The sequence below is a fragment of the Flagellimonas marinaquae genome, from assembly GCF_003992675.1.
Taxonomy (GTDB): Bacteria; Bacteroidota; Bacteroidia; order Flavobacteriales; family Flavobacteriaceae; genus Flagellimonas; species Flagellimonas marinaquae.
In genome coordinates this window covers 18,700-35,977 of record NZ_RZMZ01000017.1, presented here as the reverse complement: position 1 = coordinate 35,977, position 17,278 = coordinate 18,700, and the positions used below count along the sequence as shown (strand labels likewise).

The window sequence follows — 17,278 nt, the reverse complement described above, 5'->3', positions numbered from 1 at the left end:
TAAAGTATGAGCACAAAGACAATTCCATACGTACCATATAAGGTAAAGGACATCTCTCTTGCAGATTGGGGAAGGAAAGAAATTGAGCTTGCCGAGGCCGAAATGCCAGGGCTAATGGCCCTGCGCGAAGAGTACGGTAGCGAACAACCGCTTAAAGGCGCCAGAATCGCCGGTTGTTTGCACATGACCATTCAAACGGCAGTACTCATTGAAACCTTGGTGGCCCTAGGCGCGGAGGTTACTTGGAGCTCCTGTAACATTTTTTCCACCCAAGACCACGCCGCTGCGGCCATTGCTGCTGCAGGCATCCCCGTGTATGCTTGGAAGGGGATGAACGAGGAGGAATTTGACTGGTGCATTGAACAAACGTTGTTCTTTGGTGAGGACAGAAAGCCCTTAAATATGATCTTGGACGATGGTGGGGATCTTACCAATATGGTTCTGGACCAATATCCTGAATTGGCCGCTGGCATCAAAGGTCTTTCGGAAGAGACCACCACGGGAGTTCACCGTTTGTACGAACGTATGAAAAAGGGAACACTTCCCATGCCCGCCATCAACGTGAACGATTCCGTAACCAAATCCAAATTCGACAATAAGTATGGGTGTCGTGAAAGTGCCGTGGATGCTATCCGAAGGGCTACCGATACCATGTTGGCCGGAAAACGTGTCGTGGTTGCAGGTTATGGCGATGTTGGAAAAGGAACTGCTGCCTCTTTCCGTGGAGCGGGCGCCATTGTCACCGTTACCGAAATTGACCCTATCTGTGCACTACAAGCTTGTATGGACGGTTTTGAAGTGAAGAAATTGGAAACTGTGGTTCCCAACGCGGATATCATTATTACAAGTACTGGAAATAAGGACATTATCCGCGAAGAGCATTTTAGGGCCATGAAGGACAAAGCCATTGTTTGTAACATTGGTCATTTTGACAATGAAATCGATATGGCTTGGTTGAACGGTGCCTACGGAGATACCAAAGATGAAATTAAACCACAGGTAGATAAATACACTATCGACGGAAAGGACGTGATCGTATTGGCCGAAGGTAGATTGGTGAACCTAGGTTGCGCCACGGGCCACCCAAGTTTTGTGATGAGCAACAGTTTTACCAACCAGACCTTAGCTCAAATTGAACTTTGGAAGCACAGTGATAAATATACCAATGAGGTGTATATGCTACCCAAACATTTGGACGAAAAAGTGGCCAAGTTACACCTAGCTCGTTTGGGAGCTGAATTGACAGAGCTCAATAAGGAACAAGCAGATTACATCGGTGTGGAAGTAGAAGGGCCGTTTAAGCCGGAATACTATCGATACTAATCAAAATTTGATATAAAACAAAAAACCCATGGCCAAAACCGTGGGTTTTTTTATGGTTTGTTATTTCACTACTCTGCCAATTGCGTTTCGTTGTAATAATAGGTGTCCCTTTCTTTGATCAAGGCCAAACCTTCTTCCCTTGTGCTCATAGGGTCGATTTTTACTTCCTCGCCGTTTGGCATGTACACAATGTAAAAACCTTCTTCAAAAGACGATAGTTTTATGATTTCCCCATTGGGACGAATGGCGTTCCAGGATTTATCATCTGGCTTGTACACCAAATCAATTTTCTTTCCTTTTTTAGGTCCTTCCACAACGGTCACCTGAATCCTGTTTTTGGTGGCGACCATCTCAAAGGTATTGCCATCATGCTCCACCATTTGGATTTCGGATTCCCCATCCTTCATGGCTATAGGGTTGGAGCCGGACCAGAACTCTATTACGTTGAATATTAATGTATCCCCAAGAAAGAACAATCCGTAAACGGGAACAATGTTCAATCCCCAAAAAATCAAGTTGTCCAACAACTTGCTATCGGTCAGTCCTTGGTTCCAATCCTTCAGGTTGTTGAACGCCCTAAAAGAGCCCAAACAGCTAGTGAATAGTATGGAACAGGCCAATAATGAAGAAATAATTGCTTTTTTCATGATATAGGTTTTATAGTTAATGGTAGTTAAGGTACAAAAGATTTTGATGGAAAGTCTTCACGCTTATTTAGCACCCCGATTTCTTGACAGCGGCAATTACCATATCCATACATCGGATCGGGATTGTTACCTTTATGTATTCAAAAAGACAAAGTGATGGACAATACGTGGTACCATATTGAAAATATAGAAACTGTGGATTCCCCTTCCATAGCATTGTACAAGGAGCACTTGGAATACAACATCGGTAAGATGGTTTCTTTGGTAGATGGTCAAACCGACAGGTTGATGCCTCATATCAAGACCAATAAAATGCCCAAAGTGATGCAGCTGATGTTGAAATCAGGAATTCAAAGATTTAAGGCCTCTACCATTGCCGAAGCAGAGATTGCCGCCGAGGCCGGTGCCACCGCTGTGTTGATTGCCCATCAATTGGTTGGGCCCAAAGTGGACCGTTTATTGGAGATGATACCGCATTACCCCAATACCGAGTTTTCCGCCCTTCTGGACAATGTGGACAGCGCCGAGGAACTCAATCAAAAAGCTGAGGAAAAGGGACTGAAAGTCCATACTTATATCGACATCAACAACGGCATGAACCGTTCAGGTATTGAAATAGGCCCTCGACTGGATGAACTGATTGCCTATTTAAAAATCTGTAAATCCTTAGTCTTGAGTGGACTTCATGCCTACGATGGCCATTTACGGGACCCCGATTTTGAGTTACGCAACCAACAGATAGAAAAAGGGGTACAGGATGTGGAAACCTATTTTGATGCGCTCCGAATAGATTATCCCAAAGCCCAGCTTATCTGTGGGGGAACGCCCTCGTTTACCTCACATCTACTTCAGGAAAAACGGATTACCAGCCCGGGCACCTGTGTGTTGTGGGATTGGGGATACGGCGAGAAACTAACGGAACAGGACTTTAAACATGCTGCGCTTTTGATCACCCGAATCATTTCAAAACCCACAGAGGGCATCATCACAGTAGATCTTGGTCATAAATCGGTCGCAGCTGAAAACCCGATTGATAAGCGGGTCAAATTTTTGAATATTGATGGGTATGAACTGCTTTCACAAAGTGAAGAACACGGAGTTATTAAAGTAAAGGAGTGGGACAAATACAGGGTTGGCGATGTCCTCTATGGCATTCCCTATCATATTTGCCCCACCATCAATCTCCATGATGAAGTTTCCGTTATCGAAAACGGAAAAAAAGTAGATACTTGGCAGATTACCGCCCGAAAACGAAAACTTAGCTTTTAGATTTAATCCTATATACTAAATCATGTAATAAAACAGAAAACCTTTCTTTCCATCAACCTTGATAAAATAAAAAAGCCCCGCGTTTGCGGGGCCTTTGTATCAATTCTGTTGTGATTGATTATGCTTGGAACGGCTCGATGGATACAAATGATTTTCCACCAGCTTTTTTCTCAAACTTCACAACACCATCTACCTTGGCATGCAAGGTATGGTCTTTTCCTGCGTATACATTTTCGCCAGGGTTGTGCTTGGTACCACGTTGTCTTACAATGATGTTACCGGCAACAGCTGCCTGACCACCAAATATCTTAACGCCCAAGCGTTTCGATTCTGATTCTCTACCGTTTTTTGAACTACCTACACCTTTCTTGTGAGCCATGATATATAAATTTTAGTTCTTGTCTTATTTACTTAACGCTTCGATCAACTCAGCTTTCTTCATGGAAGAGTACCCGCTGATTTCTTTGGCTTTTGCCATTTCCTTCAATTCAGCAACCGTTTTGGAACCTAAATCCTCAGTCGCCTTAGGAGCTTCTTTCTTTGGGGCTTCCGCTTTTTTCTCTGCTTTGGGTTCTGCAGCTGGTTTTGCTTCAGCTTTAGCTTTGGCAGGAGCCGCTTTCTTGGCGCCTTTCGCTACAATACTTTCCACAACGATTTCAGTCAAATATTGTCTGTGACCGTTTTTCTTTTGGTAACCCTTACGTCTTTTCTTTTTAAAGACGATTACCTTATCTCCCTTAAGATGCTTTACTACTTTGGCCTCAACAGCCGCACCTTCTATGACCGGGGCGCCAATGGTTACGTTACCACCGTCTTCCAAAAGAAGTACCTTGTCAAAAGTGACCTTGCCACCTTCTTCCTCTTGCAAACGATGAACGTACACTTTCTGGTCTTTTGCAACTTTAAATTGCTGCCCTGCCATCTCTACAATTGCGTACATAATACGTTAATTAGATTAAAAATTCTTTCGCTTTGTCAAAATTAGCGGGTGCAAATATACTGCTAAATCCTTAATCTACAAGTATTCTATTTGATTTAACCCATTATTTTTTTGGAGTTATTGCTGGTTTTGAACAATTGCATAAAGGAAAGCGTCAAAACCAATGTTGTGGCAAACCCCATAATGGCAACGGTAAAAAATACGATGCCCTCAAAGTTCTTGTAATCACCGGACCATGCGGTAGAGAGTTCCCCTAAAAAAGCACTGTCCAGTTCCGTAGCGTAAAATGCAAAGAAAATAGTGAACAGCAATGTGGCCACAAAACCCGTTGTAATTCCTGCGGTAAAACCACTTCCATAACTGAAGCTTTTCCCTTTTCGCAGTTTGGTGTATTTAATGGTTTCATAAATCCCAAAACCCGTAATCACCCCATTGAACAGACTAAAAAAGACGTTCGTGTGCTTGCCCATAAGCGCCAAAATCAAAAAATAGGCGATGAGCACCGCACTGGTGACTATTCCGAAACGGATTGGTAGGGTAATGTTTTTCATAGTATTGTTTTTGGATTCACTGTATAATTTACTGAATGTTTATCAATTATGCTAAATTTTAAATCTAAAGACTTTTATAAAACTGCTCCTCCGCCAATAAAAATTTTATATTTTGCGTAACATCGAAGAAGAAATCGATACCAACCTCCTAGCAACATCAATTTTTAAATACTGACTATTACAATGAAAAAACATTTGTTTTCTGCATGGCTCATGATCTTTGGAGCGACCACGCTTTCTGCACAGGAAGTCGTTTTTGAAGAGTATGACCTGGACAATGGGCTTCACGTTATCCTACATCAGGACAATGGTGCCCCAGTAGTGACCACATCGGTAATGTACCATGTGGGATCCAAAGATGAAGATCCCAACAAAACAGGTTTTGCCCACTTTTTTGAGCATTTATTGTTCGAGGGCACCAAGAACATCGAACGTGGGGAATGGGATCAAATTGTCGCCGCAAACGGTGGACGAGGTAACGCCAATACATTTTTGGACCGAACTTACTATTATGAGGTTTTCCCTTCCAATAGTTTGGAAGTGGGCCTTTGGCTGGAGTCGGAGCGAATGCTGCATCCCATTATTGGCCAAGTTGGGGTCGACACCCAAAAAGAAGTGGTACAGGAAGAAAGAAGGCTCAGAACGGACAATGCACCTTATGGCGCTTTTTTTGAGCAAATTCTGAAAAATCTATACACCGAACATCCATACCGATGGGGGGTCATTGGTTCGTTGGACCATTTGGCCAGTGCCACTTTGGATGATTTTAAGAAATTCAACAAGACCTATTACGTGCCCAACAATGCCGTTTTGGTTATAGCTGGGGATTTTGATACCGAAAAGACCAAAAAAATGATCCAAGATTATTTTGGCCCTATTCCAAGAGGTGCTGAAATACAACGTCCCAACATAAAGGAGGAACCCATCACCACAACAAAATTTGCCAAATATTACGACCCCAATATCCAAATTCCGGCGATTATACTGGCTTACCGGACACCGGGACAAGGTCAACGCGACGCCTATGTGATCAATATGATCTCTACCTATTTGAGCGATGGTGAAAGCTCCAAATTGTACAAGAAGCTAGTGGATGAGAAAAAAATGGCACTGCAAATACTATCCGTGCCTGTAGATGCCGAAGATTATAGCTCTTACATTGTTGGAGGGCTTCCCGTGGGCGACAATTCCATTCAGGACATCAAAAAGGAAATCGATGAGGAAATCCTAAAGCTTCAAATGGAACTCATTTCCGAAAAGGATTACCAAAAGCTCCAAAACAAATTCGAGAACCAATTTGTAAATGCCAACAGCAGTGTTGAGGGCATTGCCAACTCCTTGGCCGAAAACTATATGCTCAAGGACGACACCAACCTCATCAACACAGAAATTGACATTTACCGCTCCATTACCCGTGAGGAAATCATGGAAGTGGCCAAAAAATATTTGAAGGTGAACCAACGCTTGGAGCTGGAGTATTTACCAGAACAAAAAGATGCTAATTAAGATGAAAAAGTATTTAGTTTTGACCGTGCTGTCCCTATTCATGACAGCATCATACGCACAAATAGACAGGAGCACACAGCCCAAACCAGGACCAGCTCCCAAAATCAATCTAAAGGAACCTACCCGTTTTGAATTGAAGAACGGTCTAAAAGTATTGGTGGTGGAAAACCATAAATTGCCAAGGGTCCGGATCCAACTCTCCATTGACAACCCTCCCATTATGGAAGGTGACAAAGCAGGCCTTTCCGCCCTTACGGCAAGCATGATGGGAAAAGGGTCCACGAACATCCCGAAAGATGAATTTTACGAGGAAGTGGATTTCTTGGGAGCCACCATTTTTATAGGTGATCAAAGTGCCTTTGCCAGTTCGTTGTCCAAATATTTTCCAAGAATATTGGAACTGATGGCAGATGCGGCCCTAAACCCAAACTTTCTTCCAGAGGAGTTCGATAAAGAAAAGGAAAAGATCATCACAGGAATCAAATCCCAAGAAAAAGATGTTTCTGCCGTGGCCGACCGTGTGCAATTGGCCCTTGCCTACGGAAAAAATCATCCTTTTGGTGAATTTATGACCGAAGAAACGGTGAACAATGTTACCCTAGCCGATGTTGAGCAATTTTACCGCTCCTATTTTGTACCCGCCAATGCCTATTTGGTGGTCATCGGGGATGTTGAATTCGAAAACGTAAAGGAACTGGTGACCAAGGCATTTACCCCATGGTCCAAAGCAGCACCGCCATCTTTTACCTATTCCGACCCCAAAGATGTGCAGTACACCCAGATCAATTTTGTGGATATGCCCAATGCGGTGCAATCCGAAGTGGCCGTGCAGAACATCACCGATTTGAAAATGAAGGACGAGGATTATCTGGATGCGTTGTTGGCCAACCGCATTTTGGGTGGTGGCGGACAGGCCCGATTGTTCAAAAACCTGCGTGAGGACAAAGGATATACCTATGGTTCCTACTCCGGTATCAGAGCGAACAAATATAGCCCCATGCGCTTTAATGCCTATGCACAGGTCCGGAATGCGGTTACCGATAGCTCTGTAGTGGAGATTTTAAAGGAAATCGACAAAATTACTACCGAACCGGTATCGGATGAGGAATTGGCCAATGCCAAGGCGAAATATGCCGGAAGCTTTGTCATGGCACTTGAAAAACCCGAAACTGTGGCGGAATACGCCTTGAATATCGAAACCGAGGACCTTCCAAAGGATTTTTACGAAACCTATTTGGAACGATTGGATGCCATAACCAAAGAGGATGTGCTAAAAGCCGCCCAGAAGCACTTCTCCACTACCAACTCCAGGGTAGTGGTCACAGGAAAAGGAAGCGATGTACTGGAAAACTTGGAGAAAGTGACCTTTAAGGGCAAAGACGTTCCCGTGTTGTATTTTGATAAATATGCAAACAGGACAGAAAAGCCCGATTACAATGCTGCAGTTCCCGAAGGAATGGATGCCGAAACAGTACTCGAAAACTACATCGAAGCAATCGGAGGCAAATCCAAGCTCGAAGGCGTAGAATCCTACTCCATGGTGGCCGAAGCTGAGATGCAGGGCATGAAACTGGAACTGGAGATGAAGAAAACAGCACAAGACCAATTCATGCAAAATGTGAAAGTGCAAGGAAATTCCATGCAAAAACAAGTTTTGGATGGCGATAGTGGTTATATGGTAGTGCAAGGTCAACGCAAGGATCTTTCCCCAGAGGAGATTTCCAAAATCAAGGAAGAATCAGCTGCGTTCCCTGAACTGAACTATTTGGCTGCAGGCGATGTTTCCTTGGAAGGGATAGAGCCTGTGGGCGACAAAAAGGCGTACAAATTGAAAATCAGTGACAACAAAACGGCCTTTTATGATGTAGAGACCGGCCTTAAAGTTCAAGAGATCAATACCCAAGAGATGCAAGGCCAACAAATGACCAGCACAATGGGATATGGTGACTACCAAGAAGTTTCCGGAATCAAGTTTCCATTTAAGCTAATGCAAAGCATGGGACCACAAAACTTTGAGTTCCTCGTTAAGGAAATCAAAGTAAACGAGGGTGTGGACGCCACAGATTTCAAATAAGACATATATACTGTCTATAACAAAAAAGGCGCTCGATTGGAGCGCCTTTTTTAATTTTGGGAACATCTAAAAACTATATTGAATAAAGGCAGAAAGATTTCTTCCCGGATCATTGATAGGTACTCGGCCAAAATCCGCTTGGTTCACGAATGAAAAATTCAAGTGGTTGTTATAGGTTGTATCAAAAACGTTGGATGCAGCAACTCCCACAGTCAGATGTTCAAAAGGTTTTGCTCCAAAACGTAAATCTAGGACTCCGTATCCATCAGTTACCCGTTCCCCAAAGGAAAACGCAATGTCCGACTGTTCCGAAGTGAGCGTATAGGTAGCCTTGGCCCAAACTTTCTCTTTTTCAAAATCAAAGTTGAAACGGGTCACCAAAGGTGGGGTCAAAGGCAGGGATTCGTTCAGATCTTGATTTTTGGCATATACGTAGGCCAATTCCGTTTTAAAGGCGAAATCCTCCAAAAACGACAGTTCGGCAAAAAGTTCAAATCCGGTTTTATAGGCACTGTCCAAATTGGTGAACCTTTTTACCTCGGTGGGTTCTGCCATGGGCATATATTTTTTGTCCAATTCGGGATCGATAACCGCTACGATGTAGTTTCCATAATCCGAGTAATAAACGGACGCCCCGAAATCCAATCGATTAAGTGCATAGCCCTCAAAATCCGTATTGCCCTTCACGCCCAATTCAAACTGATTGTTCACCTCAGCATCCAAGAAGGGGTTGCCCACATACTCGTAAGGGTCCTGCCCCACGGTAAAATGGTTGATAAAACGCTCAATCATATTGGCGGAACGTACGCCCCTACCGTAAGCCAATTCAAACAGTAAATGCGATGAAGCCATGTACTTTACCGAAGCAGTGGTGCTAATATTATGCTCGGTACGGGTGTCCAAATTGGGGTATTCGGCCACAAAATCGTCCGATGGAGCATCGGTTCGGGAACGGACCATGTCGTATCTGGCCCCCACATTCAACAACAACTTTTGACTCAAAGGATACTTGCCCTCCACAAACGCTCCATAATCGTCGATTTGGGAATCCTGCCATACCTCATCCACAAATTCCATGGGCATAGGAAGCGGGTTCCCCGTCATCATGTTCATTTTTACCAAACGGGTCCTGTTCCCTGTTCTTCCAACCGAAAAGGCATCAATCCCGGTATACAATTTAAAATCCTCAGCGGGTCTCCATTCCAATTCCATCCTTCCACCCACTGTGGTCGCATCCACTTCGGAAACCGCCTCGGTCATCATAAAGCTTGGACGCAACTCGTTGGTCATCACGTGGTCGACCCTGGAACGGTACACCTTGGCACTCAGTGTTCGCAATCCATCGGAAATATTGTCCCACTTATAATCCAAAGAAAGGACATTACTATCATCAATTTCCGTATCCATGGGCAATCCTGCGTGCAATACATCCCTTCCGAACGACTGCCGGAATCCCAACTGGATCCTTTGGTTATTGGTGGGATTATATCCAACCTGAACCCCGTAATCCGTACTTTTAAAGGAAGATGGTATTTCGTTCCCATCACCATCCACATAGTTTCCAAAATCACGTAGCCCAAAATTGAGGTTGGCATCGAACTGCTCACCCACAAATTTAACATTGGCAAAACTGGTTATGGCGTTACCGTTGTTCTCACCGCCAAAGTTTACCTTGCCATGGTATCCTTTTTCCTGTTTCTCGACTTCTTGCGTGACCAGATTCACGATACCTCCAAAGGTGGGGCCATACCTAAAGGTATAGGGGCCCTTTACCACTTCCACACGTTCAATTTCTTCCGGTATGACGTGTGTGGTTATAGGGTCCATTCGGTTGGGGCAAGCGTGCATCACCTTGGTCCCACCATTGAACTGCACGTTCAACTGCTCGTATTGGGTCGCCCTAAAGGAAGGGTCCATGGCATAATTGCCACGTTTGATAAGGTTAAAACCATTGATATCCTTAAAAAGGTCGGCCACATTTTTGGATTGGACAATCTTTTTTTCCTGTTCGCTCTTAAAGGCTGAAAAAACAGGGTCAGATTTTCTTTTTCCTTGCACCAACACTTCGTCCAGTTGTACCGGTTTTCTTTCGAGGGAATCTTGAGCGTTGGAATCTTGTGCATAGGACACAGCTGTCCCAAAAAGCAAAACACACAGTTTTGCCATTGTACTTGTATTCATTTTGAATTTGATTTAAGATTTGACATGTTCGGCAGGGTTTGACTACCGGTTCTAGGGGGCATCTTAAATCATTGGAGGCTTTATAAGCCTTGGGGTGTAGTGATAGGTGTATAGGTCTACATACTGGACTGTATGTCTTTCATGATTATCATCAAAACTCATACTGTAGTTGGGCAGATCCACAAGAAATACCAAAACCTCCTCCCATCCGATGATGGGCATGGGTTCATCATCTTCCGACTGTGCGCGGAGCATCTGGGCCAACATACATTTACCATCACAATTAAGCTCTGGTCTATCTTTATTCTCGCACAATTGTTCTATGAAGCCTTCCCTATCCAAACTATAGTAGACATACATGGACGAAAACCGTAGGTTGCTGATCATCATCATACCAATGAACAACAAGGAAATGGTTATCTGTTTGATGATCCTATGTTGGGGTTTTGGCTGCACTTTTTTCCTACTGATCTAAAATTAAAGCAAAAGTAAATACTCTTATAATTTCCAAACGTGATAAATGTCACATTCCATGTTTTTTAGGACAAAAATATCTTTTTTTATTTTTTGACATCAGTTCTTGCCAAAATTGTTCATTATTAAAATTTATTAAAGTTGTCTTGCCCTTGACTAACCAATTCATGTTTATTTTTGTGTTTTAAATTCAATAGCATGAAAAAATTCATTTCTTACCTAGCTTTAGCCTGCCTATTGGTGGGTATCTCCTGTAAAGAAGAGAAAAAGGCCCCCGAAGGCCCATCACAAATGGAAAAGGTCATGGCCATCCACGACGAGGTGATGCCCAAAATGGGAACTATTGGCAAGCTCGTAGGGGAGCTAAGGCCCAAAATAGATACCACAGAAGTTGGGCAACAGTATGAAGAAGCCATGAAAGATCTACAGGACGCCAACACTGCCATGATGGATTGGATGAGGGAGTTTGGCGATCGGTTCAACCACGACGAAATCATGAACGGCAAGGAGCTTACCGAAGAAAAGCAACAATGGCTGGACGAGGAAGAGGAAAAAGTGAAAGTAGTAAAGGAAAAAATTAACGGAAGTATTGAACGTGCACAGGCCCTTTTGGCCAAGGACACGGTACAGTAATCAATCTTTCCACCGCAGGCTCTCCATGATCTTCCGGATATCGTTCTGGAGGTACATGGCTGCCGGTAATATGGAGTCGTAGTTCGGTTTGGCGTAAAAATACAGCGAACCTGTAACAAAGTGATTGGTGCTATCGGTCACATAAAATTGTGATTGGGAAGCGGCGTTGCCACTCACTTCGTAGAACATGCCATAGACTCCATCTTCTTTGTTGATAAAGGGTTGCTCCACAATATTATCGGCCTTCACCACATGTTCGTACGACAATTTTTGGGCATCCACCAGTAGGGTGTCCAAATTTCCTTGGACAGGCTTATAAGTGAGGTAAATAGACCCTTTCATGATCGGATAATCCAGCACAAGTGAACAATCTTTGTTTTCCTTGATATTGGAAAGACTGTTCTGGTCGAAGGTATACACACAACCGGCATCAGCGGTTTGGTAATTTGCCACTGGATATTCCAATCGGAGCATGGCTTTTGGTTTGGGCAGTACCTCCTCCTTACAACTCGTTGAGAATACGGTGAGTGCTATAAAAAAGAATATCTTATGCTTCATGTGGCAAAGTTACCTTAATACGTTTTAATCGTTTTTTATCCATGCTTTCCACTACGAACAGATAGTCCTTAAACGACACTTGTTCTCCAATCTTGGGAAAGCTTCCCGAAATTTCCAGCACAAATCCGGCAATGGTCTCGGATTCCCCTTTTTGGCTTTCGAACTCATTCTCCTCTTCGATTTTGGCCACGCGGTAGAAATCCTTAAGGGCCGTTTTGCCATCGAACACATAATTATAATCGTCCAATTTGGAAAAAACCAAATCTTCATCATCAAACTCATCACTGATGTCTCCCACGATTTCCTCGATGATGTCTTCCAAGGTAACGATTCCCGATGTTCCCCCATATTCATCCACCACCACGGCCAAATGGTTTTTCTTATCCTGAAATTCCAACAACAGGTCGTCCAGTTTCTTATTTTCGGGCACAAAATAGGGCTCGCGGATCAGCGACATCCAATTAAAATTTTTCCTTTCGATATAGGGCAATAGGTCTTTTACATACAACACCCCAAGCACATTGTCCATATTTTCCGAGAAAACAGGGATTCGTGAATAACCATTCTCCTTGATCTCTTCCAGTACCTCTGGAAATTTCATTTTTTCGTTGAGTGCGAAAATATCGATGCGTGGGCACATTACCTGTTTGGTATCCGTGTTTCCAAAGTTCACAATACCTTCCAAAATCTTCTGCTCCTCTTTGGTAGTATCTCCTTCGGAAGCCAATTCCAGCGCTTGAGATAGATGGTTGATACTCAGGTTGGATTTTTTCTTGCCCAATTTATCTTCCATATAAAGCGTCACCGATCGCATGGGTGAGCTCAAGGGAGTGAAAATATAATTGAGCACCTTCAATGGCACAGCTATCAATTGGGAAAACTGGACCCGATTGCGGTTCGCGTAAATCTTTGGCAGAATTTCACCAAACATCAATATCAGAAAGGTTGCCACCACTACTTCCAACAAAAAGCGGAGGGTTCCATCGATTTCCGCAAAAATGGTATTGCCTATGGAGCTAAAAAGCAGGACTATCCCAATATTAATGGCATTGTTGGTAATCAAAATGGTGGCCAAAAGCTTTTTGGGCTTTGCCAAAAGCTCCACAATTATTTTACTTCGGGACGAATTGCTCTCCTGCATTTCGTTGACATCGGTCTGAGATAGGCCAAAAAGAGCCACCTCTGCAGCCGAAATAAGGGCAGAACATGCCAACAAAAGCACTAGCACAACTATTTTAATGGTGAATACTCCACTAAAAGTGGAAAGGTAAAATGCCAAACTATGGGGCTCGGGATCCAATGTAGTATTGCTTTAAACTTTGTATTTAGAATGGTAGGTCATCATCCTCTTCGGTATCCATGGGTGCGGCCGGACTTTGACCACCCGTAGGTTCTTGGTAATTGGAAGGTGAAGAACCCGATGACTGTGCATTGGCCATACTTTCCTTTTTGGTCGATAAAAAGGTAAAATCCTGCACATGTACTTCGGTAGTGTACCTCATATTGCCGTCCTCTCCTTGCCACTGCCTATTTTTTAAACGACCCTCCACATAAACTTTATCTCCTTTACTAAGGTACTTTTCGCAAATCTCGGCGGCCTTGTTACGTACCACAATGTTATGCCAATCCGTATTGGTGACCTTTTCCCCGGTCTGCCTATTGGTATAGGTTTCGTTGGTGGCCAAAGGAAATCTGCCAATGCAGTTTCCTCCTTCAAAATAGTGCATTTTCACTTCGTCTCCCAAATGCCCGATCAGCATTACTTTGTTCAATGTTCCGCTCATATCTCTTTAATTTGTCAAAAGTACTAAATTTTAAATGTCTTGATAAAATCAGCTATCAAAACCGGTACGGGAAAATCATCGATTTTTTTCCACGGTATTCCTTCCTCTAATATATGGGAAGTTTTTAGGATCCAAAACTGTGTATGTAAATGTTGATGGGAAAGTTTGTGCACAATGGGTTCGTTATTATATAAGGATAGGGATTCGATTTTAGCAAGTTTGTGGTCCGTTTCCATTTTTTCTTCGAATTCCCCATCCCCGATCGCACTATCGGTTTCAATAAGTGGAAATTGGTACAAGTTCTGCCAAATGCCCTTGCCCCTGCGTTGTTCCAATACCGTATTCTTGTCCCCATCCAACCAAACCAAATAATTAAAGTAGCGGTTTCTGACCTTGGTTTTGTTCAGTTTTATGGGAAGAACATCGACCTTGTTTTCCTTTAGGGCAACGCAACTTTCCTGCAACGGACAAAGCAGGCAGTATGGTTTTTTGGGAGCACACTGTATGGCACCAAACTCCATGATACCTTGATTATAGTCCCGAATGTTTTCCGAATCCATAACCTCCCTAGCCAATTCCTTAAAATATTTAATGCCTTCGGTACTATTAATCGGTATGTCCACTCCAAAATATCGCGAAAGCACTCGATACACATTCCCGTCCACTACCGGTTCGGCAACATCAAAACAAAAAGAGGCAATGGCACTTGCGGTATAATCCCCTACCCCTTTCAGCGATTTAAGCCCATCATAAGTTTGGGGGAAATTGCCATCAAATTCTGTAACGACCATTTTGGCCGTGGCATGTAAATTACGTGCCCGGGAATAATATCCCAGTCCCTGCCATAATTTCAACACTTGTTCTTCTGGTGCATTCGCAAGGTCGAAAACCGTTGGAAAAGCCTCCACAAAGTTGTAATAATAAGGCATTCCCTGAGCCACGCGGGTTTGTTGCAATATAATTTCCGACAGCCAAACCCGGTAAGGGTCACGGGTTTGTCTCCACGGCAGATCGCGCTGATGCTCATGGTACCAATTCAGGATTTTTGGGGCAAAACTCATGGCTGAAAGTAATAAAGCCCAAATGTATCAGTTTATATACTTAAAATTAAAGGGTTAAAGGGAAAGATTAATTATAATGTTTATATTTGCAAGCCGAAAAAAAATAGAAAATTAATAAGACGAAATGACGAAAGCGGATATTGTAACTAGGATCTCGGAGAAACTAGGTATCGAAAAAGGAGACGTGCAAGCGACTGTAGAATCCTTTATGGAGGAGGTAAAATCATCATTGGAAAATGGCGATAATGTTTATTTAAGAGGTTTTGGTAGTTTTATCATCAAGACCAGAGCGGAAAAAACAGGTAGGAATATCTCTAAGAACACTACCATCAAAATTCCTGCACACAATATACCTGCATTCAAGCCGGCCAAAGTATTTGTGGAAGGCGTTAAGACCAACGTACAAGTAAAATAATATAATTAACAACACTAAAGCAAGAGCATATGCCAAGTGGAAAGAAAAGAAAAAGACATAAGGTAGCGACGCACAAGCGTAAGAAGCGCAGAAGAGCTAACCGACACAAGAAAAAGTAGTTGTTTCAACTACTTTTTCGTTTTACCCTATTACGTTCTTTGACATAGAGATTCAAACAACGAATTTCAATCGGTTCGAAAAATGACCGATTCCATATATTGTTTAATCATTTGTCCCGACAAATCTCTGGGACAAATAAAAATCGATTCAGGTGAATAGAGAATTAATCGTAAGATCTACTCCTGATGCAGTCGATTTTGCCTTACTAAAGGATGGAAAATTAGTAGAATTACACAAAGAAGAAGACAATAACAACTTTTCCGTAGGGGATATCTTCCTAGCCAAGATCAGAAAACCCGTTACAGGCCTAAATGCGGCATTTGTCAATGTAGGTTATGAAAAAGATGCGTTCCTGCACTATCACGACCTAGGCCCGCAGCTGTCTTCCATGTTGAAATTCATCAAAAAAATTAGAACGGGAAAACTCCGTGAGTACTCCCTAAAAGATTTTCCATCTGAAAAAGACATTGATAAGAATGGCAGTATCAACGATGTGTTGAAAGCCAATCAGTCACTATTGGTACAAATTGTAAAAGAACCCATCTCCACCAAAGGACCAAGAATCAGTTCCGAGCTTTCCATAGCCGGTCGCTACTTGGTCATGGTACCTTTTTCCGACAGAGTCTCGGTATCCCAAAAAATAGCGAGCAAAGAAGAAAAGGACAGGCTTATACGTCTAGTAAAGAGTATTAAGCCCAAAGGTTTTGGTGTTATTATACGTACCGTTGCAGAAGGCAAGAAGGTTGCAGAACTGGACAAAGATCTACAGAACTTGTTTTCCAAATGGACAAACATGTGCAAGAAATTGTACAAAGCGCCCCATCCCTCCAAAGTATTGGTAGAGCTGAACAGGGCATCATCCATCCTTAGGGATGTGTTCAACGATTCCTTTACTGGAATTTATGTTGACGAAGAAACGCTTTACAATCAAATAAAGGATTATGTGCACGAAATTGCACCAGAAAAGGAATCCATAGTAAAGCAATACAGCGGTCCGGCCCCCATTTTTGAAAAATTCGGGATTGAGCGTCAAATCAAGACCTCCTTTGGCCGTACAGCATCCATGAGCCGCGGGGCTTACCTTGTTATTGAGCATACTGAAGCATTGCACGTTATCGACGTGAACAGCGGAAACCGCTCCAACAAGGCCAAAAACCAAGAAGATACCGCACTTGAAGTCAACCTATTGGCCGCAACCGAAATTGCCCGACAATTACGCTTGCGCGATATGGGCGGAATCATTGTGGTAGATTTTATAGATATGACCAAAGGTGACCATCGACGCAAATTGTTCGACCACCTAAGAAATGAAATGAAGGACGACAGGGCCAAGCACAAAATCTTGCCCCCTAGTAAATTTGGATTGGTCCAAATTACCAGACAAAGGGTGCGTCCCGAAATGAACATTAAAACCAGTGAGGAAAACCCGAACGTATCGGGTGCCGAAGTGGAAGCTCCCATTGTGTTGATCGATAAGATCCAAGCAGACTTGGAGCGTATCCTTAAACCGGACCGCAAAATCAACGGAATTGTATTGAACATACATCCCTTCATTGCGGCATACCTAACCAAAGGATTCCCTTCCATTCGTTCCAAATGGTTTAAAATGTACAAGAAATGGATTAAAATCCAACCTAGGGATGCCTATACATACCTAGAATACCGTTTTAAGGATAAAGACGGTAAAACCATAAGACCATAACAAAAAAGCGACTCCAAAAAAGGGTCGCTTTTTTTGTTTT

Annotated in this window: 17 protein-coding genes; 7 read left to right on the top strand and 10 right to left on the bottom strand. The window is 43.0% G+C overall.

Features of this window, described 5'->3' with window-relative positions:
* Positions 1-6: 6 nt before the first annotated feature.
* The gene (gene ahcY, locus EO130_RS15080; RefSeq protein ID WP_127142394.1) at positions 7-1,323 is read left to right on the top strand and encodes an adenosylhomocysteinase; all 1,317 of its coding nucleotides are present in this window, start codon (positions 7-9) and stop codon (positions 1,321-1,323) included.
* Positions 1,324-1,391: 68 nt separating this feature from the next.
* On the opposite strand, the gene EO130_RS15075 is transcribed toward ahcY, so the two are convergent.
* Complete coding sequence (locus EO130_RS15075) at positions 1,392-1,970, bottom strand: DUF3332 domain-containing protein (RefSeq protein ID WP_127142392.1); 579 nt, start codon at positions 1,968-1,970, stop codon at positions 1,392-1,394.
* A 156-nt stretch (positions 1,971-2,126) separates the two neighbouring features.
* Here EO130_RS15075 and EO130_RS15070 point away from each other — a divergent pair, with 156 nt between their 5' ends.
* Positions 2,127-3,239 carry a D-TA family PLP-dependent enzyme gene (locus tag EO130_RS15070; protein ID WP_127142390.1) on the top strand — a complete coding sequence of 371 codons (1,113 nt, stop codon included), beginning with the start codon at positions 2,127-2,129 and terminating at the stop codon, positions 3,237-3,239.
* Positions 3,240-3,357: 118 nt separating this feature from the next.
* Here EO130_RS15070 and rpmA read toward each other — a convergent pair whose 3' ends face one another.
* From rpmA to EO130_RS15055, 3 genes are all read right to left on the bottom strand, one after another.
* Positions 3,358-3,618: a 50S ribosomal protein L27 gene (gene rpmA, locus EO130_RS15065; protein ID WP_127142388.1), complete on the bottom strand. Its 261-nt coding sequence runs from the start codon at positions 3,616-3,618 to the stop codon at positions 3,358-3,360.
* A 24-nt stretch (positions 3,619-3,642) separates the two neighbouring features.
* Positions 3,643-4,179: a 50S ribosomal protein L21 gene (gene rplU / locus EO130_RS15060; protein ID WP_127142386.1), complete on the bottom strand. Its 537-nt coding sequence runs from the start codon at positions 4,177-4,179 to the stop codon at positions 3,643-3,645.
* A 95-nt stretch (positions 4,180-4,274) separates the two neighbouring features.
* Positions 4,275-4,730, bottom strand: a complete 456-nt coding sequence (locus EO130_RS15055; RefSeq protein ID WP_127142384.1) for a DUF4199 domain-containing protein — start codon at positions 4,728-4,730, stop codon at positions 4,275-4,277.
* Between the two features lie 183 nt (positions 4,731-4,913).
* Here EO130_RS15055 and EO130_RS15050 point away from each other — a divergent pair, with 183 nt between their 5' ends.
* Complete coding sequence (locus EO130_RS15050) at positions 4,914-6,236, top strand: M16 family metallopeptidase (RefSeq protein WP_127142382.1); 1,323 nt, start codon at positions 4,914-4,916, stop codon at positions 6,234-6,236.
* A gap of 1 nt (position 6,237) precedes the next feature.
* Complete coding sequence (locus EO130_RS15045; protein ID WP_127142380.1) at positions 6,238-8,310, top strand: M16 family metallopeptidase; 2,073 nt, start codon at positions 6,238-6,240, stop codon at positions 8,308-8,310.
* A gap of 66 nt (positions 8,311-8,376) precedes the next feature.
* Here EO130_RS15045 and EO130_RS15040 read toward each other — a convergent pair whose 3' ends face one another.
* Both EO130_RS15040 and EO130_RS15035 read right to left on the bottom strand, forming a co-directional pair.
* Entirely contained in the window at positions 8,377-10,491 is a 2,115-nt protein-coding gene (locus EO130_RS15040; protein ID WP_241244375.1) for a TonB-dependent receptor domain-containing protein, read from the bottom strand.
* A gap of 63 nt (positions 10,492-10,554) precedes the next feature.
* Positions 10,555-10,947: a hypothetical protein gene (locus EO130_RS15035; RefSeq protein WP_127142378.1), complete on the bottom strand. Its 393-nt coding sequence runs from the start codon at positions 10,945-10,947 to the stop codon at positions 10,555-10,557.
* Positions 10,948-11,163: 216 nt separating this feature from the next.
* Between EO130_RS15035 and EO130_RS15030 the strand changes: the two genes are divergently transcribed.
* A complete protein-coding gene (locus EO130_RS15030; RefSeq protein WP_127142376.1) occupies positions 11,164-11,598 on the top strand; it encodes a hypothetical protein in 435 nt (144 codons plus the stop codon).
* Here the strand turns inward: EO130_RS15030 and gldD are convergent, their stop codons facing one another.
* The 4 genes from gldD to mutY are packed head-to-tail and all read right to left on the bottom strand — an operon-like array spanning position 11,599 to position 15,001.
* Complete coding sequence (gene gldD / locus EO130_RS15025) at positions 11,599-12,156, bottom strand: gliding motility lipoprotein GldD (protein ID WP_127142374.1); 558 nt, start codon at positions 12,154-12,156, stop codon at positions 11,599-11,601.
* Positions 12,146-13,456, bottom strand: a complete 1,311-nt coding sequence (locus EO130_RS15020; protein ID WP_127142372.1) for a gliding motility-associated protein GldE — start codon at positions 13,454-13,456, stop codon at positions 12,146-12,148. Before EO130_RS15020 ends, gldD begins: the two co-directional genes overlap by 11 nt.
* 25 nt (positions 13,457-13,481) lie before the next feature.
* Positions 13,482-13,940, bottom strand: a complete 459-nt coding sequence (locus tag EO130_RS15015; RefSeq protein ID WP_127142370.1) for a single-stranded DNA-binding protein — start codon at positions 13,938-13,940, stop codon at positions 13,482-13,484.
* A gap of 23 nt (positions 13,941-13,963) precedes the next feature.
* Positions 13,964-15,001 carry an A/G-specific adenine glycosylase gene (gene mutY / locus EO130_RS15010; RefSeq protein ID WP_127142365.1) on the bottom strand — a complete coding sequence of 346 codons (1,038 nt, stop codon included), beginning with the start codon at positions 14,999-15,001 and terminating at the stop codon, positions 13,964-13,966.
* A gap of 124 nt (positions 15,002-15,125) precedes the next feature.
* Here mutY and EO130_RS15005 point away from each other — a divergent pair, with 124 nt between their 5' ends.
* Both EO130_RS15005 and EO130_RS15000 read left to right on the top strand, forming a co-directional pair.
* Entirely contained in the window at positions 15,126-15,416 is a 291-nt protein-coding gene (locus tag EO130_RS15005; protein ID WP_014032385.1) for an HU family DNA-binding protein, read from the top strand.
* 271 nt (positions 15,417-15,687) lie between these two features.
* The gene (locus EO130_RS15000; protein WP_127142363.1) at positions 15,688-17,238 is read left to right on the top strand and encodes an Rne/Rng family ribonuclease; all 1,551 of its coding nucleotides are present in this window, start codon (positions 15,688-15,690) and stop codon (positions 17,236-17,238) included.
* Positions 17,239-17,278: the final 40 nt, after the last annotated feature.

Coding starts and splice junctions, on each gene's coding strand:
- EO130_RS15030 (WP_127142376.1), top strand. CDS start 11,164: ATGAAAAAATTCATTTCTTACCTAGCTTTAGCCTGCCTATTGGTGGGT.
- EO130_RS15040 (WP_241244375.1), bottom strand. CDS start 10,491: ATGAATACAAGTACAATGGCAAAACTGTGTGTTTTGCTTTTTGGGACA.
- gldD (WP_127142374.1), bottom strand. CDS start 12,156: ATGAAGCATAAGATATTCTTTTTTATAGCACTCACCGTATTCTCAACG.
- EO130_RS15070 (WP_127142390.1), top strand. CDS start 2,127: ATGGACAATACGTGGTACCATATTGAAAATATAGAAACTGTGGATTCC.
- ahcY (WP_127142394.1), top strand. CDS start 7: ATGAGCACAAAGACAATTCCATACGTACCATATAAGGTAAAGGACATC.
- rplU (WP_127142386.1), bottom strand. CDS start 4,179: ATGTACGCAATTGTAGAGATGGCAGGGCAGCAATTTAAAGTTGCAAAA.
- EO130_RS15015 (WP_127142370.1), bottom strand. CDS start 13,940: ATGAGCGGAACATTGAACAAAGTAATGCTGATCGGGCATTTGGGAGAC.
- EO130_RS15050 (WP_127142382.1), top strand. CDS start 4,914: ATGAAAAAACATTTGTTTTCTGCATGGCTCATGATCTTTGGAGCGACC.
- mutY (WP_127142365.1), bottom strand. CDS start 15,001: ATGAGTTTTGCCCCAAAAATCCTGAATTGGTACCATGAGCATCAGCGC.
- EO130_RS15055 (WP_127142384.1), bottom strand. CDS start 4,730: ATGAAAAACATTACCCTACCAATCCGTTTCGGAATAGTCACCAGTGCG.
- rpmA (WP_127142388.1), bottom strand. CDS start 3,618: ATGGCTCACAAGAAAGGTGTAGGTAGTTCAAAAAACGGTAGAGAATCA.
- EO130_RS15075 (WP_127142392.1), bottom strand. CDS start 1,970: ATGAAAAAAGCAATTATTTCTTCATTATTGGCCTGTTCCATACTATTC.
- EO130_RS15045 (WP_127142380.1), top strand. CDS start 6,238: ATGAAAAAGTATTTAGTTTTGACCGTGCTGTCCCTATTCATGACAGCA.
- EO130_RS15005 (WP_014032385.1), top strand. CDS start 15,126: ATGACGAAAGCGGATATTGTAACTAGGATCTCGGAGAAACTAGGTATC.